This window comes from Streptomyces endophyticus (assembly GCF_035798155.1).
GTDB lineage: Bacteria > Actinomycetota > Actinomycetes > Streptomycetales > Streptomycetaceae > Streptomyces > Streptomyces endophyticus.
The window spans coordinates 1-23,717 of sequence record NZ_JAOZYC010000161.1 but is presented as its reverse complement, the minus strand read 5'-3'; the positions used below and the strand labels follow the sequence as shown (position 1 = coordinate 23,717).

The following is a 23,717-nucleotide window of genomic DNA, read 5'->3' as shown; positions in this document are numbered from 1 at the left end:
TTACTTGTTCCTTTCCTCGCGCACGAGCAGCTGCCCCTGCGGGGCGGTGAACTCGCCGTCGGCGACGATGCGTTCGCCGCGCAGCCAGGTCGACTTCACGACACCGTGCAGCGTCTTGCCCGCGTACGCGGTGACGCGGTTGCGGTGCTGGAGGGCGGCCGGGTCGACGCTGAAGGTGTCCTCGGGGGCGAGGACGGCGAAGTCGGCGTCGCGGCCGACCGCGATGGCGCCCTTGCGGTCGTCGAGGCCCACGAGCTTCGACGTGCGCTCGGACATCCAACGGACCACGTCCTCAAGGGAGTAGCCGCGGGCACGGGCCGCCGTCCAGATGGCGGAGAGGCTCAGCTGGAGGCCGGAGATGCCTCCCCACGCGGTCGCGAAGTCGTCGGTCTTCAGGTCGGCCGTGGACGGCGAGTGGTCGGTGACGACGCAGTCGATGGTGCCGTCGGCGAGCGCCTGCCACAGCAGGTCCTGGTTGGCGGCCTCGCGGATCGGCGGGCAGCACTTGAACTCGCTGGCCCCGTCCGGGACTTCCTCCGCGGTGAGCGTGAGGTAGTGCGGGCAGGTCTCGACGGTCAGCTCGACGCCCTCGGCCTTCGCGGCGGCGATCAGCGGCAGCGCGTCGGAGGACGACAGGTGCAGGATGTGGATGCGGGCGCCGATCCGCTTGGCGGTGTCGATCAGGCCCTTGATGGCGACGTCCTCGGAGACGCGCGGGCGGGTCGCCAGGTAGTCGTCGTACTTGGGGCCGCTGTTGTGGGGCGCCACGTCCAGCTCGTGCGGGTCCTCGGCGTGCACGATGAGCAGGCCGCCGAAGCCGGCGATCTCCGCCATGGAGGCGGTGAGCCGTTCGGCGTCCAGGTGCGGGAACTCGTCGACGCCGGAGGGCGACAGGAAGCACTTGAAGCCGAAGACCCCGGCGTCGTGCAGCGGGCGCAGGTCCTTGACGTTGTCCGGCAGCGCGCCGCCCCAGAAGCCGACGTCGATGTGCGCCTTGGAGGCGGCCACGTCCTTCTTCGTACGAAGGTTGTCGACGGTCGTGGTCGGCGGCAGGGAGTTGAGCGGCATGTCGACGAGGGTCGTGATGCCGCCGGCCGCCGCGGCGCGGGTGGCGGTCCAGAAGCCCTCCCACTCGGTGCGTCCCGGGTCGTTGACGTGCACGTGCGTGTCGACGATGCCGGGCAGCAGCGCGTCGTCGCCGAAGTCCTCCAGGCGGGCCCCGGCCGGGACTGCCGCGTCGTGCGCGAGCACCGCGACGATCTTCCCCTGGGCGACGGCGACCGAGGCGGGCCGCGTACCTTCGGGCGTGATGACGCGCGTCGAGCGCAGCACGAGTTCGATCTGGACTTCGGCGTCCGACACCTGGGCCTCCTCAAGCTTCAACGTTCTGTTGAAGGACTTTCACTCAGACTTCGCGAACCGTCAAGACCCACCAGCCCTGGACGTTTCCACAAAGTGGAAATAAGATTCCGGTACGCAGAACGTAGCTACCGACGAACTTATAGGTCAAGGGATCACTGGACAGGAAGCCGCCGGTAGTCTGCGTATCTGCCTGCCACCGAAAGGAACGCGCTGTGCCGACGCCCGACGCCAGCACCACTGAAACCGCCAAGTCCGCACCCACCGGCGGTGTCCAGTCCCTTGAGCGCGCCTTCGATCTGCTCGAGCGGATGGCCGACGCGGGTGGTGAGGTCGGCCTGAGCGAGCTCTCCGCCAGCAGCGGGCTCCCCCTGCCGACCATCCACCGCCTGATGCGCACGCTGGTCGCCTGCGGCTACGTACGCCAGCAGCCCAACCGGCGCTACGCCCTCGGGCCGCGGCTCATCCGGCTCGGCGAGTCCGCGTCCCGGCTGCTCGGCACGTGGGCGCGCCCGTACCTGGCCCGCCTCGTCGAGGAGACCGGCGAGACCGCGAACATGGCGCTCCTCGACGGCGACGAGGTCGTGTACGTCGCCCAGGTGCCGTCCAAGCACTCCATGCGGATGTTCACCGAGGTCGGCCGCAGGGTGCTGCCGCACTCGACCGGGGTGGGCAAGGCGCTGCTCGCGTACACGCCCGCGGACGAGGTGCGGGCGCTGCTCGGTCGGACCGGGATGCCGGCGGCGACCGAGAAGACGCTCACCACGCCCGAGGGGTTCCTCGACGCGCTTGAGGACGTTCGGCAGGCTGGGTATGCCGTCGATGACAACGAGCAGGAGATCGGGGTGCGGTGCCTCGCGGTGTCCGTGCCGGACTCGCCCACCGCTGCGGCGATCTCGATTTCCGGGCCTGCGGGGCGGGTGACCGAGGCGGCGACGGACAAGATTGTGCCGGTGCTGCAGCAGGTTGCGCGTGAGTTGTCGGTGGCGTTGGCCAGTTCCGGGCACAGTGGTTGACGTCTCGGGGCGCTGCCCCGGACCCCGCTGCTCAATCGCCGCAGGGGCTTGAAACAGCCGGCGCGTCGATCGCGACGATCGCGCCGTCGCGCATTTCTTGGACCTCGTCCGCCACCGTCAAGTGGTCGCGGTCGTGTGTGACCAGGACGGTTGCCGTTCTCCGCTCTTGGGTCAGGTTGCGGAGCAAGTCCAGTACTGCTGCGCCGCGTTCGTGGTCCAGGGCGCTCGTGGGTTCGTCCACGAGGAGGACGCGGGGCTCGTTGATCAGGGCTCGCGCGATGTTCACGCGCTGGCGCTGGCCGCCCGAGAGTTGGTGCGGGCGGCGGTGGGACTGGGCGGACAGGTCGACCGCGTCGAGCAACTCGCGTGCCCTGTCCCGTACTTCTCGCGGCTTGCGGCCCTCCAGGTGCGCCATCACCTGGAGTTGTTCCAGCGCGGTCAGCGACGGCAGCAGGTTCGGCTGCTGGAAGACGATGCCGATCGCGCGGCGGCGCAGTTCCGCCGATTCCGTACGGGTCAGGGCCGTGGCCTCCGTGCCGTCGATGACCACGCGGCCGCTGTCGGGGGTGACGAGCGTCGCCGCCACCGCCAGGAGGCTGGACTTTCCGGAGCCGGACGGGCCCACCACCGCCGTGAGGCCTCCGGCCGGAACCCGGAGGCCGACCCGGTCGAGGGCCGTGAGGCGGCCGTCCCCGTCGGGGTAGGTCAGAGTGATGTCGTCGAGCAGCAGGGTCATCGGGCGCTCCCGAGGGCGGTGAGGGGGTCGACGGCGGTGATCCGCCGGATGGAGAGGGCGGCGCCCGCCAGGCCGAGGACCGTCATGACGGCGGCCGGGCCCAGCGCGGTCAGCGGGTCGAGGACGAACGGCACCGTGTCGGGGACGAAGACGCCGATGAGGGTGGCGAGGCCGGTGCCGATCGCCGTACCGGCGACCAGCATCAGGACCGCCTGGCCGAGCGCGTCCCGCAGGAGGTAGCGGGTCGAGGAGCCGAGGGCCTTCAGGACCGCGATGTCGGCGCTGCGCTGGATCGTCCACACCGTGAAGAACGCGCCGACGACGAGCGCCGAGATGACGAAGAGGAAGCCGCGCATCAGTTGCAGCGAGCCGTTCTCGGCCTGGTAGGACCCTATGGCGGAGAGGGCGCCGTCGATGGTGGTCGTGTCCGTGCCCGCGGCCTTGTCTGCCGCCGGAAGGTCGGCGTCCGCTCCCGTGCGCAGGGCGATCACCGTGGCACGTTCGCCGGTACCGCCCGTGGGCGTGATGTGCTGCCAGTCGTCGAGGTGCGTCCAGACGACCGGTGTGTGGCTGTACGAGGCGTCTCCGGAGACCGCCGCGACCGTGAGGCGCGTACCGCCGAGGGTGAGCTTGTCGCCCGTGGCCGCCCCCAGTTCCTTCGCCGCCTTGGCGGAGAGGACCGCCGTGCCGGGCGCCGTCGCGTCGGGTGCGAGTCCGGAGCCCTGGCGCACGCCGAACGCGGAGACCGCAGCGGTCTGCCGGCCCGCCTCGGCGTTCACCGTGCCGATGCCGATCGGCTCCGCGCTCTCGACCCCCTTCTGAGCCGCGAGGTCGCGCCGCTGCTCGGGGCGGACCGTGGACGCCGTGAACGACACCGACTGGCCGTCGGCGGGCCGGGCGAAGGCGAGGTGGTCGGCGGGCAGCCCGGTGAGCGCCGACGTATTGTCCCGAGCGAGCCCCGCCGTCAGTCCCGACAGCAGTCCCACGAGCAGCGTGATCAGTACGATCACGGTTCCCATCAGGGCGAACCTGCCCCTGGCGAACCGTAGATCTCTCCATGCGACGAACATGCGGTCAAGACTGCGGCTCCGGGGCCCTCGCGGGCATCGCGCCACAGCACGCTTCACCCGAATCGAAGGGGGGACGTGCCTTTCAAACTTTCGGTTGACCGGTTCCGCGTCCCGGCTCCGTACGCTGGAGAACGGTATGGATCCACGCTCGCTCACCCCCGCGCTTCGCGCGCTGCGCCTCTGTCTGCATCTGCTGACGGCGGGCCTGCTCGCGCTCGTCGTCGTACGGGCCCTGACCGGCCGCTCCGCGGAGCCGGTCACGGCGGTGGTGACGGTGGCCGGGGCGATGGGCGCCGTCTACGGGGCGGGCGCCGCGCTGCCGGTCGTGCGGTCCACGCGCGTGGGCGCCGTGTGGTGGCTCGCCGTCCTCGGCGCCGTGTGGACGCTGCTGCTCGTGCTCTCGCCGGATGCCCTGTGGCTGGCGTTCCCGCTGTACTTCCTGCTGCTGCATCTGCTGCCCGCGCGCTGGGGCGTCCCCGCGGTGGCGCTTGCGGCGGGCGCGGCCATCTGCTCGTACGTCGGTCATGACGGGGCGGTGAATCCGGGGGCGTTCATAGGGCCGCTGCTCGGCGCGGCCGTCGCCGTGGCGACCGTGCTCGGCTACCAGACGCTGTACCGGGAGAGCGAGCGCAAGCAGCAGCTGATCGACGAGCTGGTCGTCGCCCACGCCGAACTCGCGGCGGCGGAGCGCGCGAGCGCCACCCTCGCCGAGCGCGAGCGGCTGGCCCGGGAGATCCACGACACGCTGGCGCAGGGCCTGTCCTCGATCCAGCTGCTGCTGGTCGCGGCCGGGCGCGAACTGCCCGCCGACTCCCCCGCCGCCGGGCACGTCGAGCAGGCGCGGGCCACGGCGCAGGACAACCTCGCGGAGGCCCGCCGCTTCGTGCGCGCCCTCGCCCCGCCGGAGCTGGACGTCGGCTCGCTGGCCGGGGCGCTCGACCGGCTGTGCGCCACGGCGCCGGGCCTCACCGCCCGCTTCTCGGTGAGCGGCACCCCGCTCGAACTCCCCACGCCGTACGAGGTGGCGCTGTTGCGCATCGCCCAGTCCGCGCTCGCCAACACGGTGCTGCACGCGGACGCCCGCCGCGCGGAGATCACCCTCAGCTTCATGGAGACCTCGGTGGCCCTGGACGTGGTGGACGACGGCGAAGGCTTCGACCCGGACCGGGCGCCGGTCGGCGGCGACGGCGGCTTCGGGCTCGTCGCGATGCGCTCGCGGGTGACCGAGCTCGGCGGCACGTTCACCGTCGAGTCGGAACCTGGCCGGGGCACGGCCGTCGCGGTGACGCTGCCGCTGCCGACACCGTCCGGAGGTGTCGCGTGATCCGGCTGTTGCTGGCCGACGACCACCCCGTCGTACGTGCCGGTCTGCGGGCCGTGCTCGACGCGGAGGCGGACTTCGCGATCGTCGCGGAGGCCGCGACGGCCGAGCGGGCGGTGGAGCTGGCGGGGGACGTGGACGTCGTCCTCATGGACCTGCAGTTCGGGACGGGGCAGATGCACGGCGCCGAGGCGACCGCGCGGATCGCGGCCCTCGACGGTGGGCCGCGCGTCCTCGTCCTCACCACGTACGACACCGAGGCGGACATCCTCGCCGCGGTGGAGGCGGGGGCCTCCGGCTATCTGCTGAAGGACGCGCCACCGGAGGAGCTCGCGGCGGCCGTCCGCACGGCGGCGTCCGGGCGCTCCGCACTCGCGCCCGCCGTCGCCGACCGGCTCATGGACCGGATGCGGGCACCCGCGGAGGCGCTGAGCCGGCGCGAGCTGGAGGTGCTGCGACACGTGCGCGACGGCCTCTCCAACGCGGAGATCGCCCGCGAGCTGTTCCTGAGCCGGGCCACGGTCAAGTCCCACCTCGTGCACATCTACGCGAAGTTGGGGGTCGACTCGCGTACGTCGGCGGTGGCGCGGGCGACGCGGGACGGGCTGCTGCGGCGCCGCTAGCGGCCTCCATCAGCGCGTCATCTCGAAGTCCACCGCCCGCACCCGCCGCAGCGCCCGCAGTTCCGCCCGTTGCAGCGGCCGCACCGGCACCGTGAGCACCGGGCACACCGCGTGCCGCCGTACGTGGCGGTGGGCGGCGCGGCGCAGGCTCCGGGGGCGTACGCCGATGACCAGCAGGTCGTCGGGGCGCGCCGCGAGTTCGACCAGGGCAGGGCCCGGGCGGGAGCGCACCGCGCGGAGCGTCACGTCGAGGTCCTGTATGGAGTTCTCCTGTCGTCGCGCGAAGCGCGGCCCGGATTGCCCTGGTGCGTGCGATCGCAAGGCGGAGGAGGGAGTCGACGCGGAGCGTCGGAGACCGACGACAACGCCGCGAGCGTGCGTGCCCGGGCAATCCGGGCAGGCAGGAGAACTCCATACAGGACCTAGGTCGGGCGGCAGGCCGCCGAGCGCCTCCTCGAACGCCGCCGCCAGCCGGGCGCGGGCCTCCTCGTACCAGTGCCGGGCCCACGCGGCGTCCGGCCACCGCCGGTACATGGCCTCGCCCTCCGGCGGCTCCCACGCGAGCACCGCCACCAGGGGCCGGTCGGACCTCCGGGCCTCGGCGACCGCCGAGCGCAACGCGGCCAGGCTCGCCGGGGAACCGCCGACCCCGACCACCACGCGACCACCGACCCGCTCGCCGTCCATGACACCCCTCCTCGTACGCACGCCGTGACCTGCTCCAGGCCACTGCTCACCGATCGAGCCCACTCTGTACGCTGATTGGCCTGGACAGCAGGGCCAATCACGGAGTTGTGGCATGGGTGACGGAACGGTGGTCCGCAGCGTGGACGGCGGCGGGCGCGGGCTCGGCGGCAGGCGGCTCGGCACGCTCGTGACCGGTGTGGCCGGGGAGCGCCCCGGCTACCGCGCGCTCGCGCAGGGCGTGCGGACACTGCTGCTCGACGGGCGGATCGCGCTGCACACGCGGCTGCCCGCGGAGCGCGAGTTCGCGGCCTCGCTCGGGGTCAGCAGGGCCACCGTCACGGCCGCGTACGACCTGCTCCGCGAGAGCGGGTACGCGCGCAGCAGGCGTGGCGCCGGGACGTGGACCGAGCTGCCGGAGGGCGCGCGCCCGACCGTCGTGGCCACGCCCGCCGCGGGGGACGACGTGATCGACCTGGCGGTCGCGGCGCCCGGCTTCCTGGAGGACGAGCTGTCGGCCGCGTACGCCGCCGCGGCCCCGGACGTCGCCCGGCACGCGGTGACCAACGGCTACCACCCGTACGGCCTACCGGAGCTGCGCGCCCAGATCGCCGAGCGGTACACGCGGCGCGGGCTGCCCACGCTGCCCGAGCAGATCCTGGTCACGACGGGCGCCCAGCAGGCCGTGTCGCTCACCCTCACCCTGCTCGGCAGGCCCGGCGACCGGATCCTGGTGGAGAACCCGTCGTACGCCAACGCCCTGTCGGTGATCCGGCAGTTGGGGATGCGCACCGCGCCGGTGCCGGTCACCGAGGACGGCTGGGACGTGGACCTGATCGGCGCGACGCTGCGGCAGTCGGCGCCCCGGCTCGCGTATCTGATCCCCGACTTCCAGAACCCGACGGGCCGGCTGATGCCGAGCGAGCAGCGGCGGCAGATCATCGCCGCCGCGCGGGCGACCGGCACCTGGCTGGTCATCGACGAGACGATCGCGGACATCGCGCTCGACGGGGCGACGGAGCCGCCGTTCGCCTCCCTGGCCCCGCCCGGCGGGGGCGAACAGATCGTCACCGTCGGCTCGTTGAGCAAGGGGCACTGGAGCGGGCTCCGGGTCGGCTGGGTGCGTGCGGGCACCCGCCTGATCACCGAGCTGACGATGCTGCGGGTCACCGCGGACATGTCGGGCTCGGTCCTGGACCAGTTGGTGGCGGGCCGGTTGCTGATGCGCGAGGAGGCCATTCTGCGCGGCCGGATCCCGGTGCTGCGCGAGCGCCGCGACCGGCTCGCCGAGGCGCTCGGCCGCGAATTCCCGGACTGGCGCTGGCAGGTGCCGCCCGGCGGGCTCTCCCTCTGGGTGGACCTGGGGCGGCCGATCGCCTCCGCGCTCGGGCGGGCCGCGCTGCGCCGCGGGGTGCGGATCGAGGGCGGGTCACGGTTCGGCGCGGACCCCGGCACGTTCGAGCACCGGCTGCGCGTCCCGTACGTCCAGCCGGTCGAGGTCGCCGAGGAGGCGGTGCGGCGGATCGCGGCGTCCATCGACGACGCGGTCGGCGGGCTCGGCTGGGCGGGCGAGGAGCCGGGGCGGCCGCACTGGGTGGCGTAGGGCCCTTTCCGGCCGGCAACACTGCGCCTGCCCGGAAAAGTGTCGCAGTCATACGTGTAACTGCGACACTTTTCCGGGCAGGCAACGTTCAGCCCTGCGTAGGCGGCCCTCCGAACAGTTCCACCGCGCCCCTGACCTGGGTCAGTGCCCCGGACAGCGCGCTCACCGAGCCGACCGCCCCCGCCACGAGCAACAGCGAGCGGCGCAGCCTCGGCACCTCGGGCCTGCCCCCGCCGGCCATCGCGTCCAGCGCCGCCAGCTCGTCCTCCGCGATCCCCCGGTCGGGAAACTCGACCGGGTGCGCGGCGAGTTCCCTGCGCAGCCGGGACACGGCGGTACGCAGCTCGTCCACCCGCGGATCCTCGTCGCTCCCGGTCACAAGCCTCTGCTCCACGCTCCGCAACACAGCTCTCCCCCTCGCACGTCCTTGTGCGTGTGTTGTCCTGCTCAGGTACTTCTCGAGTCCTACTACCGCGTAACCCGGCCGGAGCGTCGGTCGGGCGTCCAACTCGGGTTTGTGGCCGCCCAGTTAACGCCACGGGCAAGCGTTTCGCCAGTCCGTTGCGCAAGGCAACTGTGAAAATCCGAACGACTTCGATCGCGCCCGGTGTGCGATATGCAAGGGGCATGACGACGAAGAGCACAGACGCGGTGGCGGGGCTACTGCTCGCCGCGGGTGGCGGGCGGCGGCTCGGCGGCCGGCCCAAGGCGCTCCTTGAGCACCGCGGGCGGCCGCTCGTGGAGCACGCGGTGCGCATCTTGCGCGCGGGGGGATGCGATCCCGTGCACGTGGTACTCGGGGCGGCGGCCGGCGACGTACGGGAGCAGGCCGCACTGGAGGGGTGCCAGGTGACCGAGAACCCGGACTGGGAGGAAGGCATGGGGTCCTCACTGCGGGCGGGGCTCGAAGCGCTCGCGGCCACGGAGGCGGAAGCCGCGCTCGTACTCCTGGTGGACCAGCCGGGGATCGGCGCTGCGGCGGTGGCGCGGGTGCGCGCGGCCCACGACTCCCCCGCCTCGCTCGCGGCGGCCGCGTACGGCGGGGAGCGCGGGCATCCGGTGCTGTTCGGCCGGGACCACTGGGCGGGGATCGCGGCGAGCGCGAAGGGGGACCGCGGGGCCCGTGCGTACCTCAAGGAGCACGCGGGCGCGATGCGACTCGTGGAGTGCGGGGACATCGCCGAGGCGTACGACATCGACACGGAAGCGGATCTCGGACACCTTGAGTAACGGGGCGTGGCACGCAGAGCCACGTTCTGTCGACTCTGAGAATCTCGACGTCAACAAACCATTGAACTTCCACAATGAGGAAACTAATATCCACTGTTGAGAAGGGCCGGTCCCCCGAAACGGGGCCAGCAGCCATACCCAGGCGGCCCCGGCACCCAGTGCCGCAGGCGCCGTTCGCTCGCTGAAGGAAGTGACAGCCACATGTCCGCACCAGCGCCGTCCCCGCTGGCCATCGTCGACGCCGAGACCCTGCCCGGACAGGGCGAGGTGCTCACCGAAGCGGCCCTCGCCTTCGTGGCCGAGCTGCACCGCCTTTTCACGCCCCGGCGTGACGAGCTCCTCGCCCGTCGCACCGAGCGCCGCGCCGAGATCGCCCGCACCTGCACGCTCGACTTCCTCCCGGAGACCGCCGCCGTCCGCGCGGACGACACCTGGAAGGTCGCCGAGGCCCCGGCCGCCCTGAACGACCGCCGCGTCGAGATCACCGGCCCGACCGACCGCAAGATGACGATCAACGCGCTCAACTCCGGCGCGAAGATCTGGCTCGCCGACTTCGAGGACGCCTCCGCCCCGACGTGGGAGAACGTCATCGGCGGCCAGCTGAACCTCACCAACGCCTACAACCGCGCCATCGACTTCACGGACGAGCGCTCCGGCAAGTCGTACGCGCTGAAGTCCGCCGACGAGCTCGCCACGGTCGTCATGCGCCCGCGCGGCTGGCACCTGAACGAGCGTCACCTGGTCGACGAGAACGGGAAGGCCGTCCCCGGCGCGCTCGTCGACTTCGGCCTCTACTTCTTCCACAACGCGAAGAAGCTGATCGAGCTCGGCAAGGGCCCGTACTTCTACCTCCCGAAGACGGAGTCGCACCTGGAGGCCCGCCTCTGGAACGAGATCTTCGTCTTCGCGCAGGACTACGTCGGCATCCCGCAGGGCACCGTGCGCGCCACCGTCCTGATCGAGACGATCACGGCCGCGTACGAGATGGAGGAGATCCTCTACGAGCTCAGGGACCACGCCTCCGGCCTGAACGCCGGTCGCTGGGACTACCTCTTCTCCATCGTCAAGAACTTCCGTGACGGCGGGCAGAAGTTCGTCCTGCCGGACCGCAACGCGGTGACGATGACGGCGCCGTTCATGCGCGCCTACACCGAGCTGCTCGTGCGCACCTGCCACAAGCGCGGCGCGCACGCCATCGGCGGCATGGCGGCCTTCATCCCCTCGCGGCGCGACGCCGAGGTCAACAAGGTGGCCTTCGCGAAGGTCCGCGACGACAAGGACCGCGAGGCCGGCGACGGCTTCGACGGCTCCTGGGTCGCGCACCCGGACCTCGTCCCGATCGCCATGGAGTCCTTCGACAAGGTCCTCGGCGAGAAGCCGAACCAGAAGGACCGCCTGCGCGAGGACGTCTCGGTGGCCGCCGGCGACCTGATCGCCATCGACTCCCTCGACGCGAAGCCCACCTACGACGGTCTGGTCAACGCCGTCCAGGTCGGCATCCGCTACATCGAGGCCTGGCTGCGCGGCCTCGGCGCCGTCGCGATCTTCAACCTCATGGAGGACGCGGCGACGGCGGAGATCTCCCGCTCCCAGATCTGGCAGTGGATCAACGCGGGCGTCATCCTCGACAACGGTGAGCCCGTCACCGCCGAGCTGGCCCGCAAGGTCGCCGCGGAGGAGCTGGCGAACATCAAGGCCGAGGTCGGCGACGAGGCGTTCGCCGCCGGCAAGTGGCAGCAGGCCCACGACCTCCTCCTCCAGGTCTCCCTGGACGCGGACTACGCGGACTTCCTGACGCTGCCGGCGTACGAGCAGCTCGGCTGACGTTTCGCGGTGTGTGTGGGGTCCGGCGCCGGGATGGCGCCGGGCCCCTTGCGCGTGGTGGGCGCGGCGTCAGCCCACGTGGCGCGACCAGTCCTGTTCCGCCGGGGGCTTTCCATGGAGGTCGGGGACGCGCTTCAGCCACGCCGGGCGGCCCCGCTCCGTCGCGGCCGCGCGCTTCGCGTCCGCCGCCGCCAGTTCGTCGCGGGACGGGAAGTCCGTGGGCAGCCAGGAGGCGGAGGTGCGGGCGCGGGCCAGGAGGTACGTGACGTAGGCGTCCCGCGCCTCGTCCGGTGTGGCGAAGTCCGTGAGCCACGCGTCCGGGACCAGGGAGAGGATCTCGCGCAGCAGGTCCTCGGTGACCTTGGGCGCGAGTTCCGCGTCGGCCCCGCGCGTGTCGGGGCCGTACCCACCGAGCGCGTGATGCCGGAAGTCGTACGCCTTCGCCGGGTCCGCGCCGTCCCAGCGGTGGTGGAAGACGAGCGCCGCGCCGTGGTCGATCAGCCACAGCTTCGGCGGGGCGACGCCGAGCGTGGGCCACACCATGAGGTTCGAACTGTGCACCGTGCGGTCCACGTTGACGGTGAGCGCGTCGAGCCAGACGATGCGGCCCGCCTCCAGCGGGTCGACGGGGAAGGACTCCGCGATCTCCGGAGTGAAGTCCGCCGCGCCCGGCAGGAAGTCCATGCCGAGGTTGAGACCCGCACTCGCCTCAAGGAGCTCCTTGACCTCCTGGTGCGGCTCGTCCGCACCGAGCGCCGGATCGAAGTGCGCGAGCACCAACTCCGGGAAGCGCAGCCCGAACGCGCGCGCCAGCTCGCCCACGACGATCTCCGCGACGAGCGCCTTCACGCCCTGCGCGGACCCGGTGAACTTGAGCACGTACGTGCCCAGGTCGTCCGCCTCGACCACACCGGGTACGGAGCCGCCGGTGCGCAGCGGGTTCACATAGCGGGTCGCGGTGATTTCTCTGAGCCTGGGCACCGGGTCAGGCTAATACGGGCGGTCACGCGTCCCGGCGCAGGACCTGTTCGAGCAGTGAGATCAGCGTTTCCTTGCCGGACTCGCGGTCACGGGCGTCGCACAGCAGCACCGTGGTGTCCGGGCCGAGGTCGAGCGCGCGGGAGACCGCTTCCGAGGAGTGGGAACGTACGCCGTCGAAGCAGTTCACCGCGACGATGAACGGGATGGCGCGGCTCTCGAAGTAGTCGACCGCGGGGAAGCAGTCGGCGAGGCGGCGGGTGTCCGCGAGGACGACCGCGCCCAGGCACCCCGTCGCCAGTTCGTCCCACAGGAACCAGAACCGGTCCTGGCCCGGCGTGCCGAACAGATACAGCGCGAGGTTCTCGCGCAGCGTGATGCGGCCGAAGTCCATGGCCACGGTCGTCGTCGACTTGGTGGTGACGCCGTCGAGGTGGTCCACGCCGCGCGAGGCGACCGTGAGGTCCTCCTCGGTGCGCAGCGGACGGATCTCGCTGACGGACTCCACCATCGTGGTCTTGCCGGCCCCGAAGCCGCCCGCGATCAGCACCTTCAGGGCCGTGAAGTCGGCGCGGGCGGTCGGGTCAGAGTGCGCGAAGTCCATTGATCACTTCTCGGAGGAGGTGGGCGTCGGGACGGGCGTAGCCGGCGGGTTCGCCCGTGGCGGGATCGGCGGCAGGGGCCCGCGGCGGCACGACGGTGACGAGTGATTTCGCCGCCAGATCGCCGAGCAGGACGCGTACGACGCCCAGCGGGAGGCCGGAGTCGGAGGCGAGGTCGACGAGCGGGCGCGGGCCGCGCAGGCACAGGGCGAGCAGCTCGCGCTGTTCGGGTGGCAGCGGTCCGTCCGGCCTGGTGCGGGTGGGGCGGACGATGGCCATGAGGTCCATGCGTTCCGCCCCGTTGCCGGTGCGGGCGCGGCCCGAGGTCATGGCGTAGAGCCGGACCAAGGGGCCCGCGTCCTCGTCGTAACGGTCGGACCAGGCGTCCATGCGGTCGGGGCGGCGGCCGGGTGGCGGCGTCGTCACAAGGCCTCGCCGTCCGAGCGGGTCGGTACGCCGAGGTGTTCGCGCACGCGGTCCACGAGCAGCGCCATCTCGTACGCGACGAGGCCGATGTCGGCGTGTCCGTCGGTGAACACGGCGAGGCAGGAGCCCTCGCCCGCGGCGACCACGAATAGGAAGCCGCCTTCGAGTTCGACCATCGTCTGGACGACGCCGCCGGCGTCGAAGTGGCGGCCCGCGCCCTTGGCGAGGGAGTGGAAGCCGGAGGCGATCGCGCAGAAGCGCTCGGACTCGTCGCGGCCGAGGCCGGTGGAGGCGCCGACGCAGAGGCCGTCGCCGGAGAGCATGACCACGTACCGGACCTCGATGACGCGGGCCGCCAGTTCGTCGAGGAGCCAGTCGACGCCCATGCGGTGTTCGCCGTCGCCGTCGCCGCCGCCCAGGCCGGTGACGTTGTACGTCGGGGTCATCGGTGTCCTCCGTCGTTCGGGGCGTCGCGGGCGGCGCGGGCGCGTCTGCGGCCCGAGCTCAGCGATGTCATGGTGGCGCGGGCGGCCTCCGGGGACCGTCCACCGGCCCCCGCTCCTTCGCCCTGCGCGGGCGCGCCGTCCCGCAACTCGGGGCTGATGTTGGCCTGCCGCACACGCCGCGGAAGCTCCTCCGTGCCGGGGTCGGCGTCCTGGCTGTGGGTGCGCTGCACCGGGTTCTCCGCCATGCCGGGGTCGACGCCTCCCGCATCGGATGCGCTGGTCCGGGGTGCCGCCTTGCCCACCCTGCCGCCCAAGGCGGCAGATTGCCCAAGGCGGGTGGGCGCCTCATGGCGGGTGGGCGGCTGCATTTCAAGCCCCTGCGGCGATTGAGCAGCGGGGTCCGGGGCGGAGCCCCGGGGCGGAGGACGGTCCCCTCGCAACCCCGGATGCGGCGCCTCCAGAAGGTTCTGCGGGATGAAGACGACCGCGGTGATGCCCCCGTAGATCGAACGCCGCAGCGTGACCTCCAGGTGCTGCCGCTCCGAGAGCCGATTGACCACGAAGAGCCCGAGCTTGCGGGAATCGAGCAGGTCGATGTCGGCCGCGTTGATCCGCGCGTTGGCATCGGCCAGCGCCTCGTCGCTCATGCCGAGGCCACGGTCCTCGATCTCCAGGCAGGCGCCCGCGCCGACCGGTTCACCACGGACCACCACGGGCGTGTGCGGCGGCGAGAACGACGAGGCGTTCTCGGCGAGTTCGGCGACGAGGTGCGCGATGTCGGCGACGGCCGGGCCCGCGAGGGAGAGCTCGGGGATGTCGTGGAGCTGGACCCGGTCGAAGTCCGGCGTCTCGGCGAGGCCCGCACGGACCGCGTCGATCAGCGGCACCGGGTTGCGCCAGGCGCGCCCCGGAGCCGAACCGGAGAGGATGAGCAGCGACTCGGCGTGCCGCCGCATACGCGTCGTCAAGTGGTCGATGCGGAACAGGTCCTCGAGGTCGGTGGGGTCCTCCGTGCGGCGCTCCATCGCGTCGAGGAGTTCGAGCTGGCGGTGCAGCAGCACCTGGCTGCGCCGGGCCAGCGACACATACACACCGGACACCCCCGTGAGGACCGCGGCCCGGCCCGCGACCGCGCGCAGCGCCGCGCGCTGCACGGTGGTGAGGGCCGCGCCGACCTGCCCGACCTCGTCGCTGTGCGGCGTCTCGTCGAGCGGCGCCTCCTTGTCGAGGTCGACGTCCTCGCCGTTGTGGATGCGCCGCATGGAGGCGGGCAGCCGGGTCGCCGCCATGTCGAGCGCGGCGTTGCGCAGCCCCGTGAGGTCGGCGACGAGACCGCGCCCGATCCGTACGGAGAGCAGCAGCGACACGATCACGCCGAGCAGACCGAGGAGCACGGCGATGCCGGAACTGCCCAGGGAGGAAAGGGAGTACGGCTCGGCGCCCGCCGCCTCGTCGATGGCGCCGGACTCGGCCTTGTCCAGGGCGGTCAGGGTGGCCCGCGCATCCGACTGCCAGCGCCCGGCGGGCACCGCGTCGGCGGCGCCGCGGGCGCCCGCGGCGAGGGCCATGTCCTGCACGTGGCTCAGGTCCTTGGCGCCGACGGTGCCGAGCGCGGCCCGGAACGCGGTGGCGTCGCTGCCCGACAGGTCGGGCAGCGCGGCCTCGGTGAGGCTGCGCTGCACCGCCACGTCTCCCACGAATTCGCGGTACTGGCCGGGCGTCAGCTCCCCGCCGGCCGCGTGCGCGGCGCCGAGCAGCGCGTCCTGGCGGCTCAACGCATCGCGTGCGCGGGCGAGTTGGAGCAGCGTGCGGGCCGTGTCGCCGTCGGCCGCGGCGAGTCCGGCCCGTACGGACAGGGCTCGCTGGACCGCGGTGTCGTAGCCGCCGATGGCCTCCGTGCCGCCCGGCGCCCCGGCCTTCTGGCGCGGCCCGGACAACGAGTCGGCGCTGAACCTCAGCTTCTGGATGCGCTCGGGCAGCGCCGCGTCGAGGTCGGCGAGGTCGGTGCTGATGGAGCGAAGTCCCGCGTTGAGCGCGTCAACTGCCTTGTCCGTACGGGCCGTTGCCCCGGTGAAGTCCTGCCGTGTGGTGGCGTCGTGGGCCGCGCGGTACTTCATGGCGGCCGCGCGCTCGCCCTGCACGGCGACGGTGAACCTCGAAATCGGCGTGACGAGCGCCGAGTTCACCTCTTTCAGCTGCTCCTTGTCGGATATCTGGGACGCCGTGGTCACCGCGGCGTGGCCCCACAGCGCCATCACGGAGACGACGGGGACCGTGAGCAGGGTGACGACCTTGGCTCTGATCGATTTGGAGCGCAGCCGTTCGGGCAGCGGAAAGCGCGCGGGCATGAGACAGCTCCTCGGCCGGGCCTGAGTGGTGTGGGGGGGGGTGGGGAACGCGCCTACGTGGCGGGCAGTTCGACCTCGTCCAGCGGACGGGCCGCGGCCTCGCTGCGCGCACGCTCGTCCGCCGTCGGCGACAGGGCGACGAAGGCGCAGGTGAGGAAGAGGAACGAGCCGAGCACGACGGCCAGCGGCAGGATGAACGCGGTCGCGGTGGCGCCCGACAGCGGCGCGGTTCCCGGGTGCACGCCGACCTTCACGGCGGCCATGCCGGTGTAGTGCATGCTGCTCACCGCGAGCCCCATCACGAGGGCGGCGACGGCGGCGACCACGGGTCCGCGCACGGACAGCGCGGCCCACAGCGCGGCGGACGCGGCGACGACGGCGATCACCACGGAGACGGCCACGAGCACGGGGTCGTAGGAGAGGGACCCGTTGAGCCGCACCGCCGACATGCCGATGTAGTGCATCGCGGCGACGCCGAGCCCGGTACCGAGTCCGCCGAGCACGACGGAGAGTGCGCGGGACTTGCCGTAGCCCGCGACGAACATGCCGGCGCCGACCACCAGGATCGCCACGAGAAGGCTCAGGAGGGTGAGGGGGATGTCGTAACGGATCGCGGTGCCGTCGACGGCGTAGCCGAGCATCGCGATGAAGTGCATCGTCCAGATTCCGGCGCCGATCGCGACGGACGCGGTCAACAGCCAGTTGCGCTTGGATCTCTGCCCGGCGGCCTGGGCGCGTGCGGTGCAGCGCAGGCCCAGAGCGGATCCCACGACAGCCATCACGTAGGACAAGAGCGGAGTGATCCAGCCTCCTGTCATGTGGTGCATGTGCCCCATATTCGCGACGGGTCCCTCTCACTCTTCACATCGGCCCCCCGGTCGACCGGGACGCTAACACGCATGTGACGGCCTGATCAGAGCGGTAATTGGCCTGAACCAGGGGGGTTCAGAGGGGTTACCGACTGGTAGAGCCCGAGTTCATGGGGCCTTCACAAATTGGCGCGTCCTGTGACCGTGAATGATGTTGCGACTCTTGTCACGCCGCGCCTCGGGACGGTCCGGACATTGCCGCCGTTCCTCGCGGGACCGCCTATGAGGAGAGGTATCAGGAGGTGCCGCCGCGCAGCGCCTTCGCCAGCGCACCCTCCCCGGTCACCGTGACGCGACCGCCGCGCACCGCCTCGACCAGACCGACCGCCCCGCGGGCGACCTCGCCGCACACCTCGGTCTCCAGGGTCAGCCGCGCGTCCGGCTCCCCGTCCGGGTACACCCCGTCCCCATATACGGGATATACGAACTCCCCGCCGAGCCTGACGTGGAAGACCCCCTCGTCGACCCGGACCTCCACCGCGCCCGACTCCCCCAACTCCTCCAGCTGCCGCGACAACGGCAGCGCCAACCAGTGCGCCCGCACCGCGTCGGTGGGCCGCCGCTCGGCGAGGTCCGGTGCACCCCACTCCCCCAGCGCCCGCAGCACGGGCAGCAATCCACGCCCCCGCTCGGTGAGTTCGTACACGTACGCCGACGCGGGCGCGGGGAGCCGACGGCGCTCGGCAAGGCCGTCCCGCTCCATGCCCTTGAGCCGCGTGGCCAGCATGTCCGTGCTGACACCCGGCAGGTCGGCGTGCAGGTCGGTGTAGCGGCGCGGCCCGGCGAGGAGTTCGCGCGCGATGAGGAGCGTCCAGCGGTCCCCGACGACGTCGAGCGCGCGGGCGACGGCGCAGTACTGGTCGTAGCTTCGGCGTGGCATGGCGCGCAGTCTATTCAAGTTGTTGGACTTTCCAAGCACCTACTTGGTAAAACCAAGCAACAACGGTTCAGCACAGTGGCACCTGGTCCGCCTGGAGGGCAAGCGCATGGAGTTCCGGCAGTCGAGCAAGCTGAGCGAGGTCTGTTACGAGATCCGCGGCCCGGTCATCGAGCACGCCAACGCGCTGGAGGAGGCGGGCCACAGCGTGCTGCGCCTGAACACCGGCAACCCGGCCCTGTTCGGCTTCGAGGCGCCGGAGGAGATCGTCCAGGACATGATCCGGATGCTCCCGCAGGCGCACGGCTACACGGACTCGCGCGGCATCCTCTCCGCCCGCCGCGCCGTCGCCCAGCGCTACCAGGCGCTCGGCCTCGACGTCGGCGTGGACGACGTCTTCCTCGGCAACGGCGTGTCCGAACTGGTCTCGATGGCGATCCAGGCGCTCCTGGAGGACGGCGACGAAGTCCTCATCCCGGCCCCGGACTTCCCGCTGTGGACCGCGGTGACCACGCTCTCCGGCGGCAAGGCCGTCCACTATCTCTGCGACGAGCAGTCGGACTGGTACCCGGACCTCGCCGACATGGAGTCGAAGATCACCGACCGCACGAAGGCGGTCGTCATCATCAACCCCAACAACCCGACCGGCGCGGTCTATCCGAAGGAGATCATCGAGGGCATCCTCGACCTCGCCCGCCGGCACGGCCTGATGGTGTTCGCCGACGAGATCTACGACCAGATCCTCTACGACGACGCGGTGCACCACACCGCCGCCACCCTCGCCCCCGACCTCGTCGTCCTCACCTTCTCCGGCCTGTCGAAGACGTACCGCGTGGCCGGGTTCCGCTCCGGCTGGATGGTGGTCACGGGCCCGCGGCAGCACGCGAAGAACTACCTGGAGGGCCTGACCATGCTGGCCTCCATGCGCCTGTGCCCGAACGCGCCCGCCCAGTACGCCATCCAGGCCGCGCTCGGCGGCCGCCAGTCGATCCGCGAACTCACCGCGCCCGGCGGCCGCCTCCTCGAGCAGCGCGACAAGGCGTGGGAGAAGCTGAACGAGATCCCCGGCGTCAGCTGCGTGAAGCCCAAGGGCGCGCTGTACGCCTTCCCCCGCATCGACCCCAAGGTGCACAAGATCGTCGACGACGAGAAGTTCGTCCTCGACCTGCTGCTGCGCGAGAAGATCCAGGTCGTCCAGGGCACCGGCTTCAACTGGCCGCACCCGGACCACTTCCGCATCCTCACGCTTCCCTACGCCGACGACCTCGATGCCGCGATCAGCCGGATCGGGCGCTTCCTGAGCGGATACCGTCAGTGACGTGATCACTTCGACGACGTGCGGTGCCTGTGGGCACTCCAGCCACACGCAGTTCGCGTCCCCCGACCTGGTCGGACCCATCGTGTCCGGTCGGTTCGACCGGGCGCGGGACCCCGCGTGGCGCCAGTCGGGCGCGGCGACGGTCGAGGACTACGCGCGCTGGTGCGGGCATCTGTGCGGGGCGACATGCCTGCGCATGGCGCTCGGCCCCGGCGCTCCCTCGCTCTTCGAACTGCGCGACGGGGCGCTGAAGTTCGGTGCGTACCGGGTGGACGCCGAGGGCGAGATCCGCGGCATGATCTACGCGCCCGCCGTGGAGTACGTACGGGAGGTGCACGGCGTCGACGCGGCGGTGCACCGCACCCTGCGCGCGGACGAGATCGGCGAACTGCTCGACGCGGGCCGCCTGGTCATCGCCTCCGTGCACTACGCGATCCGCCGCCCGCACGAGCCGGCCCCCGGCCGCGGCGGCCACCTGGTCCTCGTCACGGCCCGCACACCGGACGGCTCCGGCTACCACTTCCACAACCCCTCGGGCACGGACACGACAACGCGCACGGCGGACCTGCCAGTGGCACGCTTCGAGGAGTTCTTCGCGGGCCGGGGCATGTCGCTCCCATCAAGCCCCTGCGGCGATTGAGCAGCGGGGTCCGGGGCGGAGCCCCGCGGCCGGAGGAACGGCGCCGGGTCCCGGGCTCAGCCCCCACCCAGCAGCGAATCCAGCGCCGACACCGGATCCCGCCCCGGCTCCCCCCGGGGCCACCAGTCCTCGCGACCCGGCTCGGACTCATACCCGTACCACCAACCGTCCCGCCCCAGCCGGAGCTGGACGGAGGCCGTCGACAGATGGTTGCGGTGGGGACGGAAGTCCGGGTGCCCCGTGGCCAGGAGGACCGGGCGGGCACGGTCGAAGGGACCCGCCGGCGGGTCCCACTCCTCCTCCAGCACCGAAAGACCTTCGAGCCCGCCCTGACGCCACGCCGCGACGGCTCGCGCCAGATCGATGGGCGTACGGCCGGTACCGCGGGACAGCGAGGCGTACAGGGCGCGGGTCGCCGCCGTGAGACCCGAACCGGGGTGGGCCGCGGCGAGCCGAACCGCGTCCTGCCACGGAGAGAGCGCGGCGATCGCGTCGGCGCCGGTGGTGAGCAGCGCATGGGCACGCACCCCCGCCTCCGTGGCGAGGAGGTCGAGCGCGAGCGGGTCGGGGGCGTCCGGCGCCTGGGGGTAGGAGGGCGGCCGCTCGGGATACTGCGGGGGCGGGAACTCCGGTGGCAGCTGCGGCAGTTGACCGCCTCGCACAGTGGCGTACGCGTCCTTCGCCGGGCGCGATTCGAGGTCGGGGGCCCGCGTCTTGGAACGCTCCTCCGCCTCGTGCACCGAGCTGCGCCGGGTCAGCGCCCGCAGCAGCTCCTGCTCGCCGCGGCCGCGCAACAGGAACAGGACGAACGGGTCCTCGTCGAGGATCCGCGCCGCCTGATAGCAGAGCGCCGCCGTGTGCTTGCAGGGGTGGCCGCGGTCCGGGCAGGTGCACTCGGGGGTGAGTTCGTCGACCGTGGGCAGCAGGTCGGCCGCCGCGGCCAGCGCGTGCGGCACGTCCTTGTCGAGGAGCGACGCCAGGTGTTCGGGGCGGGCCGCGGCCGTGTCCAGGAAGCGGTCCCACGCGTCGTCCGGAAGTTCCCGCAGGCGCAGTTCGGCCCGGTAGGGGCGGGGGCGCGAGCCGTGCACGTAGGCGACGACGCGGCCCGGGGTGACCGTGATCGCGTCGACGTGACCGCGGTCCGCGTAGGCGCGGCCACGCGCGAGGCGGCCCTGGTCGAGGGCTGAGTCCTCCAGGGCGTCCACCCAGGCGTTGCCCCACCAGGTGAGGGCGAAGCTGCCGCCCGGTTCGGCCCGGGGCGGCAGCGGGGGGAACGTGCGGCGCGCGTCCAGGTGCCGGGCCCGTGCCTGCTCGTCGGCGCCCGCGCGGCCCGGTACGTGGGGCCGGTGCGTCCTGGAGGGCCTGCGCGTCGGGCTCATCGCGTCGCCTCCCTGCGCAGCGTCACGAGGTCCGTGAGCTCCCGGTCGGTCAGCTCGGTGAGCGCCGCCTCGCCGGTGCCGAGCACCGCGTCCGCCAGCGCCCGCTTCGTGGCCAGCAGTTCGGCGATCCGGTCCTCCACCGTGCCCTCGGAGATGAACCGGTGGACCTGCACGGGCTGGGTCTGACCGATGCGGTACGCACGGTCGGTGGCCTGCTCCTCCACCGCCGGGTTCCACCAGCGGTCGAAGTGGATCACGTGCCCCGCGCGCGTGAGGTTGAGTCCGGTGCCGGCCGCCTTCAGGGAGAGCAGGAAGACGGGGGCCTCTCCGGACTGGAAGCGGTCGACCATGCGCTCGCGCTCGACGATCGTGGTGCCGCCGTGCAGCAGTTGGCTGGGGATGCCGCGGGTGGTCAGGTGCGTGGCGAGCAGCTTGGCCATGGACACGTACTGGGTGAAGACGAGGACCGAGCCGTCCTCGGCCACGATCGTGTCCAACAGCTCGTCCAGGAGCGCGAGTTTGCCGGAGCGGCCCGCCAGGCGCGGGCGGGACCCGTCGCCCTGGCCCTCCTTGAGGTACTGCGCCGGGTGGTTGCAGATCTGCTTCAGGGACGTGAGCAGCTTCATGATCAGGCCGCGCCGACCGATGCCCTCGGCCTCCTCGATCTGTGCCATCGACTCGCGCACCACGGCCTCGTAGAGCGACACCTGCTCGCGGGTGAGCGGCGCGGGATGGTCGGACTCGGTCTTCGGGGGCAGTTCGGGGACGATGCCGGGGTCGGACTTCTTACGGCGCAGGATGAACGGACGCACCAGGCGGGCCAGCCGCTCGATCGCCTCCGGGTTCGTCCCGCCCTGGCCCTGGAGCGGGACCTCGCCCTCGACCACGCGCGCGTGCCGGGCGCGGAACGCCTTGAGCGGACCGAGCAGCCCGGGTGTCGTCCAGTCGAGCAGGGCCCACAGCTCCGACAGGTCGTTCTCCACCGGGGTGCCGGTGAGCGCCACGCGCGTGGGGGCCCCGATCGTGCGCAGCGCCTTCGCCGTCGCCGAGTTGGGGTTCTTCACGTGCTGCGCCTCGTCCGCCACGACCATGCCCCAGGTGTGTCCCGCGAGTTCGGCGGCGCGGGTGCGCAGGGTGCCGTACGTGGTGAGGACGAAGCCGCCCTCGACGCCGGTCAGGGTGCGGTCCACGCCGTGGAAGCGGCGCGCCGGGACGCCGGGGGCGAACCGCTCGATCTCCCGCTGCCAGTTGCCCAGCAGCGAGGCCGGGCAGACGACGAGCGTGGGCGCGGGCCGGGCGCGGCGCAGGTGCAGCGCGATGAGCGTGACGGTCTTGCCGAGGCCCATGTCGTCGGCGAGGCAGCCGCCGAGGCCGAGCGAGGTCATGAGGTCGAGCCAGGCCAGGCCCCGCAGTTGGTAGTCGCGCAGTGTCGCGTGCAGCCCCTCGGGCGGCTCGACCGTGTCGATGCCCCGGGTGAGCCGGTCGCGCAGCTCGGCGAGGCGGCCTGTGGGCACGGCCGCGACCCGCTCCCCGTCGATCTCGGCCTCGCCGGTCAGCGCGACCGCCAGCGCGTCGACGGGCTCCAGCAGGCCCAACTCCCGCTTGCGGGCCTTGCGGACGAGGTCGGGGTCGACGACCACCCACTGGTCGCGCAGCCGCACCACCGCGCGGTGCGACTCGGCGAGCAGGTCCATCTCCCGCTCGGTCAGCGGGTCCCCGTCGAGCGCCACCTGCCAGTTGAACTTCAGCAGTTCCTCACTGTCGAAGAACGGCGTCCCGTCGGTCGCCGAGCCGGGCGCGGCCTGTACGCGCACCACGGCGGTCGCGGTGAGGGAGCGGGCGATGTCGCGCGGCCAGTGCAGGGTGACGCCCGCCTTGGCGAGGCGCGCCGCGCCGGGCCCGAGCAGATCCGTCAGTTCGCTGTCGGACAGGGCCAGCACGTCCGGCACGTCCTGCTCCAGGAGACGGCCGAGCGGCGGCCAGGCGAGCGCGGCACGCCGCACCGCGAGGACCGCGTCGATCCGGGCGCGCGGCCCGAAGTGCTCACCGGACTCCCCCGCCCACAGCCCGGCGGCGTCGACCACCCGCGTGGGGTCGGCGAGGCTGTGCACCTGGACGATGGCGGCGCCCGCGCGGCGAGCTCCCGCGTCTCCCTCGCCGTCGCCGTCGCCGTCGCCGTCCGCCTCTCCATCGGACCCGTCGAACAAGGCGGCCTGCGACAGGTCGAGCCGCAGCGACACCTTCACGCCCGCGTCGAGCCCCGCCGCCGCCTCGACCGCCCAGGGGCGGGCCCGCGGAATGTGCTGGGCCGCCGCCGCGGCGAACGGCGCGCCCGCCGCGTGCGCGGCGGCCGGGGTGCGCGGCAGCG

22 protein-coding genes are annotated in these 23,717 nt (G+C 72.3%); 8 read left to right on the top strand and 14 right to left on the bottom strand.

Going from position 1 to position 23,717, the window contains the following annotated elements:
- Positions 1-1,362, bottom strand: a complete 1,362-nt coding sequence (gene allB / locus OKJ99_RS32640; protein ID WP_326021641.1) for an allantoinase AllB — start codon at positions 1,360-1,362, stop codon at positions 1-3.
- Positions 1,363-1,574: 212 nt separating this feature from the next.
- Between allB and OKJ99_RS32635 the strand changes: the two genes are divergently transcribed.
- On the top strand, positions 1,575-2,375 hold the full coding sequence (locus tag OKJ99_RS32635; RefSeq protein WP_326021639.1) for an IclR family transcriptional regulator: 801 nt from the start codon (positions 1,575-1,577) through the stop codon (positions 2,373-2,375).
- A gap of 31 nt (positions 2,376-2,406) precedes the next feature.
- On the opposite strand, the gene OKJ99_RS32630 is transcribed toward OKJ99_RS32635, so the two are convergent.
- Both OKJ99_RS32630 and OKJ99_RS32625 read right to left on the bottom strand, forming a co-directional pair.
- On the bottom strand, positions 2,407-3,111 hold the full coding sequence (locus tag OKJ99_RS32630) for an ABC transporter ATP-binding protein (protein ID WP_326021638.1): 705 nt from the start codon (positions 3,109-3,111) through the stop codon (positions 2,407-2,409).
- Positions 3,108-4,181: an ABC transporter permease gene (locus OKJ99_RS32625; protein WP_326021636.1), complete on the bottom strand. Its 1,074-nt coding sequence runs from the start codon at positions 4,179-4,181 to the stop codon at positions 3,108-3,110. Before OKJ99_RS32625 ends, OKJ99_RS32630 begins: the two co-directional genes overlap by 4 nt.
- A 136-nt stretch (positions 4,182-4,317) precedes the next feature.
- Here OKJ99_RS32625 and OKJ99_RS32620 point away from each other — a divergent pair, with 136 nt between their 5' ends.
- Both OKJ99_RS32620 and OKJ99_RS32615 read left to right on the top strand, forming a co-directional pair.
- The gene (locus OKJ99_RS32620) at positions 4,318-5,505 is read left to right on the top strand and encodes a sensor histidine kinase (RefSeq protein WP_326021634.1); all 1,188 of its coding nucleotides are present in this window, start codon (positions 4,318-4,320) and stop codon (positions 5,503-5,505) included.
- A complete protein-coding gene (locus OKJ99_RS32615; RefSeq protein WP_326021633.1) occupies positions 5,502-6,125 on the top strand; it encodes a response regulator transcription factor in 624 nt (207 codons plus the stop codon). The genes OKJ99_RS32620 and OKJ99_RS32615 overlap by 4 nt, the downstream gene beginning before the upstream one ends.
- Positions 6,126-6,134: 9 nt before the next feature.
- Here the strand turns inward: OKJ99_RS32615 and OKJ99_RS32610 are convergent, their stop codons facing one another.
- Positions 6,135-6,812 carry a universal stress protein gene (locus OKJ99_RS32610; RefSeq protein WP_326021632.1) on the bottom strand — a complete coding sequence of 226 codons (678 nt, stop codon included), beginning with the start codon at positions 6,810-6,812 and terminating at the stop codon, positions 6,135-6,137.
- A 112-nt stretch (positions 6,813-6,924) separates the two neighbouring features.
- Between OKJ99_RS32610 and yczR the strand changes: the two genes are divergently transcribed.
- The gene (yczR, locus tag OKJ99_RS32605; protein WP_326021630.1) at positions 6,925-8,412 is read left to right on the top strand and encodes a MocR-like transcription factor YczR; all 1,488 of its coding nucleotides are present in this window, start codon (positions 6,925-6,927) and stop codon (positions 8,410-8,412) included.
- 88 nt (positions 8,413-8,500) lie between these two features.
- On the opposite strand, the gene OKJ99_RS32600 is transcribed toward yczR, so the two are convergent.
- Positions 8,501-8,818, bottom strand: a complete 318-nt coding sequence (locus OKJ99_RS32600; RefSeq protein WP_326021629.1) for a DUF5955 family protein — start codon at positions 8,816-8,818, stop codon at positions 8,501-8,503.
- A gap of 221 nt (positions 8,819-9,039) precedes the next feature.
- On the opposite strand from OKJ99_RS32600, the gene OKJ99_RS32595 reads away from it, so the two are divergent.
- Positions 9,040-9,642 carry a nucleotidyltransferase family protein gene (locus tag OKJ99_RS32595; RefSeq protein WP_326021628.1) on the top strand — a complete coding sequence of 201 codons (603 nt, stop codon included), beginning with the start codon at positions 9,040-9,042 and terminating at the stop codon, positions 9,640-9,642.
- A gap of 201 nt (positions 9,643-9,843) precedes the next feature.
- Complete coding sequence (gene aceB / locus OKJ99_RS32590) at positions 9,844-11,466, top strand: malate synthase A (protein ID WP_326021627.1); 1,623 nt, start codon at positions 9,844-9,846, stop codon at positions 11,464-11,466.
- Between the two features lie 69 nt (positions 11,467-11,535).
- Here the strand turns inward: aceB and OKJ99_RS32585 are convergent, their stop codons facing one another.
- The 7 genes from OKJ99_RS32585 to OKJ99_RS32555 all read right to left on the bottom strand — a co-directional run bounded on the left by OKJ99_RS32585 (position 11,536) and on the right by OKJ99_RS32555 (position 18,015).
- Entirely contained in the window at positions 11,536-12,447 is a 912-nt protein-coding gene (locus OKJ99_RS32585; protein ID WP_326021626.1) for a HipA family kinase, read from the bottom strand.
- Between the two features lie 22 nt (positions 12,448-12,469).
- A complete protein-coding gene (locus tag OKJ99_RS32580; protein WP_326021624.1) occupies positions 12,470-13,048 on the bottom strand; it encodes a GTP-binding protein in 579 nt (192 codons plus the stop codon).
- Positions 13,029-13,436, bottom strand: a complete 408-nt coding sequence (locus OKJ99_RS32575) for a DUF742 domain-containing protein (RefSeq protein WP_326021691.1) — start codon at positions 13,434-13,436, stop codon at positions 13,029-13,031. Before OKJ99_RS32575 ends, OKJ99_RS32580 begins: the two co-directional genes overlap by 20 nt.
- A gap of 32 nt (positions 13,437-13,468) precedes the next feature.
- Complete coding sequence (locus OKJ99_RS32570; protein ID WP_326021690.1) at positions 13,469-13,858, bottom strand: roadblock/LC7 domain-containing protein; 390 nt, start codon at positions 13,856-13,858, stop codon at positions 13,469-13,471.
- 56 nt (positions 13,859-13,914) lie between these two features.
- Positions 13,915-16,266 carry a sensor histidine kinase gene (locus tag OKJ99_RS32565; protein ID WP_326021622.1) on the bottom strand — a complete coding sequence of 784 codons (2,352 nt, stop codon included), beginning with the start codon at positions 16,264-16,266 and terminating at the stop codon, positions 13,915-13,917.
- A gap of 53 nt (positions 16,267-16,319) precedes the next feature.
- The gene (locus OKJ99_RS32560; protein WP_326021621.1) at positions 16,320-17,102 is read right to left on the bottom strand and encodes an MHYT domain-containing protein; all 783 of its coding nucleotides are present in this window, start codon (positions 17,100-17,102) and stop codon (positions 16,320-16,322) included.
- A 268-nt stretch (positions 17,103-17,370) separates the two neighbouring features.
- Positions 17,371-18,015 carry a winged helix-turn-helix transcriptional regulator gene (locus tag OKJ99_RS32555; RefSeq protein ID WP_326021620.1) on the bottom strand — a complete coding sequence of 215 codons (645 nt, stop codon included), beginning with the start codon at positions 18,013-18,015 and terminating at the stop codon, positions 17,371-17,373.
- 106 nt (positions 18,016-18,121) lie between these two features.
- On the opposite strand from OKJ99_RS32555, the gene OKJ99_RS32550 reads away from it, so the two are divergent.
- Positions 18,122-19,330, top strand: a complete 1,209-nt coding sequence (locus OKJ99_RS32550) for a pyridoxal phosphate-dependent aminotransferase (protein ID WP_326021618.1) — start codon at positions 18,122-18,124, stop codon at positions 19,328-19,330.
- Between the two features lies 1 nt (position 19,331).
- Positions 19,332-19,970, top strand: a complete 639-nt coding sequence (locus OKJ99_RS32545; protein WP_407700812.1) for a cysteine peptidase family C39 domain-containing protein — start codon at positions 19,332-19,334, stop codon at positions 19,968-19,970.
- A gap of 56 nt (positions 19,971-20,026) precedes the next feature.
- Here the strand turns inward: OKJ99_RS32545 and OKJ99_RS32540 are convergent, their stop codons facing one another.
- Together OKJ99_RS32540 and OKJ99_RS32535 are read right to left on the bottom strand one after the other, a co-directional pair.
- A complete protein-coding gene (locus OKJ99_RS32540) occupies positions 20,027-21,349 on the bottom strand; it encodes an SWIM zinc finger family protein (RefSeq protein WP_326021617.1) in 1,323 nt (440 codons plus the stop codon).
- A partial coding sequence (locus tag OKJ99_RS32535) for a DEAD/DEAH box helicase (protein ID WP_326021615.1) occupies positions 21,346-23,717 on the bottom strand: 2,372 nt, incomplete at its 5' end. The genes OKJ99_RS32535 and OKJ99_RS32540, both read right to left, overlap by 4 nt.

Bases quoted from the DNA above. Each gene is read 5' to 3' on its own strand.
- OKJ99_RS32630 (WP_326021638.1), bottom strand. From the start codon at position 3,111: ATGACCCTGCTGCTCGACGACATCACTCTGACCTACCCCGACGGGGAC.
- OKJ99_RS32625 (WP_326021636.1), bottom strand. From the start codon at position 4,181: ATGTTCGTCGCATGGAGAGATCTACGGTTCGCCAGGGGCAGGTTCGCC.
- OKJ99_RS32620 (WP_326021634.1), top strand. From the start codon at position 4,318: ATGGATCCACGCTCGCTCACCCCCGCGCTTCGCGCGCTGCGCCTCTGT.
- OKJ99_RS32610 (WP_326021632.1), bottom strand. From the start codon at position 6,812: ATGGACGGCGAGCGGGTCGGTGGTCGCGTGGTGGTCGGGGTCGGCGGT.
- yczR (WP_326021630.1), top strand. From the start codon at position 6,925: ATGGGTGACGGAACGGTGGTCCGCAGCGTGGACGGCGGCGGGCGCGGG.
- OKJ99_RS32595 (WP_326021628.1), top strand. From the start codon at position 9,040: ATGACGACGAAGAGCACAGACGCGGTGGCGGGGCTACTGCTCGCCGCG.
- aceB (WP_326021627.1), top strand. From the start codon at position 9,844: ATGTCCGCACCAGCGCCGTCCCCGCTGGCCATCGTCGACGCCGAGACC.
- OKJ99_RS32580 (WP_326021624.1), bottom strand. From the start codon at position 13,048: ATGGACTTCGCGCACTCTGACCCGACCGCCCGCGCCGACTTCACGGCC.
- OKJ99_RS32575 (WP_326021691.1), bottom strand. From the start codon at position 13,436: ATGGACGCCTGGTCCGACCGTTACGACGAGGACGCGGGCCCCTTGGTC.
- OKJ99_RS32570 (WP_326021690.1), bottom strand. From the start codon at position 13,858: ATGGGCGTCGACTGGCTCCTCGACGAACTGGCGGCCCGCGTCATCGAG.
- OKJ99_RS32565 (WP_326021622.1), bottom strand. From the start codon at position 16,266: ATGCCCGCGCGCTTTCCGCTGCCCGAACGGCTGCGCTCCAAATCGATC.
- OKJ99_RS32560 (WP_326021621.1), bottom strand. From the start codon at position 17,102: ATGGGGCACATGCACCACATGACAGGAGGCTGGATCACTCCGCTCTTG.
- OKJ99_RS32555 (WP_326021620.1), bottom strand. From the start codon at position 18,015: ATGCCACGCCGAAGCTACGACCAGTACTGCGCCGTCGCCCGCGCGCTC.
- OKJ99_RS32550 (WP_326021618.1), top strand. From the start codon at position 18,122: ATGGAGTTCCGGCAGTCGAGCAAGCTGAGCGAGGTCTGTTACGAGATC.
- OKJ99_RS32540 (WP_326021617.1), bottom strand. From the start codon at position 21,349: ATGAGCCCGACGCGCAGGCCCTCCAGGACGCACCGGCCCCACGTACCG.